1 protein-coding gene is annotated in these 2,706 nt (G+C 71.1%); it reads left to right on the top strand.

What is annotated here, in order from left to right:
- On the top strand, nt 1–2,706 hold a 2,706-nt coding region (locus tag H5J29_RS28250), incomplete at both ends, for a Pls/PosA family non-ribosomal peptide synthetase (RefSeq protein WP_220188036.1).

Raw genomic sequence — 2,706 nt, 5'->3', positions numbered from 1 at the left:
GCGTCGGCGCTGGCGAGCGTCCTGGCCGAGGTGCTCGCCGTGGAGCACGTCCCGACCGACCGCAACGTCTTCGACGACCTCGGCGCCGACTCGATGGTGATGACCCGGTTCTGCGCCCGGCTGCGCAGGCGGGCGGACCTGCCGTCACTCTCGATCAAGGACGTGTACGCGAACCCGACGATCTCCGGGCTCGCGACGGCCTTCGCGCCGTCGATGCCGATCGCGACACCGGCGGTCCCCGGCGGCACGGCCGGTGACGATCTCGTCCAGGCGCTGGCGCAGGTCCTGGCCGAGGTGCTCGGGACCGACCAGGTCCCGACCGAAAGCAACGTCTTCGACGACCTCGGCGCCGACTCGATGGTGATGACCCGGTTCTGCGCCCGGCTGCGCACGCGGGCGGACCTGCCGTCGATCTCCATCCGGGAGGTCTACGCCAGCCCGACGATCGCCGGGATGGCCGCCGCGGCCGCACCGGGCCCGGCGGCCCACGAGCCGCCGTCGTCCCCGCCCGCCGCGGTCACGCCGGTGCGGCACAGCACCGTCGGCTACTACCTCACCGGGTTCCTGCAGCTGCTGGTGTTCGTGGGGTACGTCAGCGCCGCCGGCATCGTCATGGACCGGGCCTACACGTGGATCGAGACGAGCACCTCCCTGCTCCAGACCTACCTGCGCTCGGTCGAGGCCGGGGCGGGAGCGTTCCTCGCGCTGTGCCTGCTGCCGATCATCGTGAAGTGGGTGCTGATCGGGCGCTGGAGGGAGACGGAGATCCCGGTCTGGAGCCTGCGGTACTTCCGGTTCTGGCTCGTGAAGACCCTGGTGCGCGGCAACCCGATCGCGCTGCTGATGGTCGGTTCGCCGGTCTACACGCTCTACCTGCGCGCCCTCGGCGCGAAGATCGGGAAGGACGTCGTGATCCTCACCCGCAACCTCCCGGTCTGCGCCGATCTGGTGACGATCGGCTCGGGCACGGTGATCCGCAAGGACGCGCTGCTGAACGGCTACCGCGCCCACGCCGGGAGGATCCAGACCGGGCGGGTCACGCTGGGCCGCGACGTCGTCGTCGGGGATCGGAGCATCCTCGACATCGGCACCGCGATGGGCGACGGTGCGCAGCTCGGCCACGCCTCCTCGCTGCACCGCGGGCAGAGCGTCCCGGCGGGTCGGAGCGCGCACGGCTCGCCCGCGGTCCCCACCGACACCGACTTCCGCGCCGTGCCGGGCGTGCGGGTCCGCGCGCTGCGCAAGACCGGCTACGTGACGAGCCAGCTGGTCAAGCTGTTCGGGATCTACCTGCCGCTCGGCTTCGGCGGCCTGTTCCTCCTGGTCAACGCGGTGCCGCGGTTCAAGGAGCTGTTGCTGCCGGGCGCGCTGGGCCACACCACCACGTCGTTCTACCGGGAGGCCCTGGCCGAGTCGGCGATCATCGTGTTCGGCGGCCTGGCCGTGGGGCTGCTGGTCGTCCTCACCCTGCCCCGGCTGATGGCGGTGTTCGTCCGGCCGGACCGCGTCTACCCGGTCCACGGATGGCGCTACTCGCTGCACCGCACCGTCACCCGGCTGACGAACGTGAAGATCTTCGTCTACCTCTTCGGCGACAGCTCCTTCGTCACCGGCTACCTCTACCTGCTGGGCTACGACCTCGGCAAGGTCGAGCAGACCGGCTCGAACTTCGGCATGGCCGTCGCCCAGGAGACGCCGTACCTCGCCACGATCGGGCGCGGCACCGTCGTCGCGGACGGGCTCTCGGTGAACAACGCCGACTTCTCCAACACCTCGTTCCGGACCTCCCGGATCGCCATCGGCGGCGACAACTTCCTCGGCAACGCCATCGCCTACCCGATCGGCGGCCGCACCGGCGACGACTGCCTGCTCGCCACCAAGGTCGCGGTGCCGATCGACGGGCCGGTCCGCCAGGGCGTGGGGCTGCTCGGGTCCCCGGCCTTCGAGATCCCCCGCACGGTCCAGCGGGACCGGGTCCTGGAGATCGACCTGCGCGAGCGCCGGACGCGGCTGCGCCGCAAGAACCTGCACAACCTCGTCACCATCGGCCTCGCCCTCGTGGTCCGGTGGGGCCACGTGCTCGGGCTGCTGCTGCTCGGGCTGCTGGCCCTCGACCACTTCCACGACTTCGGGCCGATCGCCTTCGGTGCGGAGCTGGTGGGCAGCCTGCTGTTCACGATCCTGTGGTTCACGCTGTGGGAGCGGCTGATCGTGGGCTTCCGCCGGCTCCGCCCCAGGTCCTGCTCGATCTACGACCCGGACTTCTGGCGCCACGAGCGCTACTGGAAGCTCGTGGTCCCGCCGATGGAGAAGCTGCTCGGCGGCACGCCGTTCAAGAACGTGGTCGCGCGGATGCTCGGGGTCCGGATGGGCCGCCGCGTCTTCGACGACGGCATCGGGCTGACCGAGCGCACGCTGACCGCCATCGGCGACGACTGCACGCTCAACTTCGGCACGACGATCCAGTGCCACTCGCAGGAGGACGGCGCCTTCAAGTCCGACCGCACCACGCTCGGTGCGGGGGTGACGCTCGGCGTCGGCGCCTTCGTCCACTACGGCGTCTCCATCGGTGACGGCGCCGAGATCGCCCCCGACTCCTTCGTGATGAAGGGCGAGGAGGTGCCTGCGGGGGCGCGGTGGGGCGGCAACCCGGCAGGCGAGATGGCCGGTCCGCCGATGCCCCTCGCGCCGATGCCGTCCGTGCCG

The organism is Pseudonocardia pini (assembly GCF_013870575.1).
GTDB classification, from domain to species: domain Bacteria; phylum Actinomycetota; class Actinomycetes; order Mycobacteriales; family Pseudonocardiaceae; genus Pseudonocardia; species Pseudonocardia pini.
Note: the sequence above shows the minus strand (reverse complement) of the source record. Positions and strands in the feature narration are given on the sequence as shown.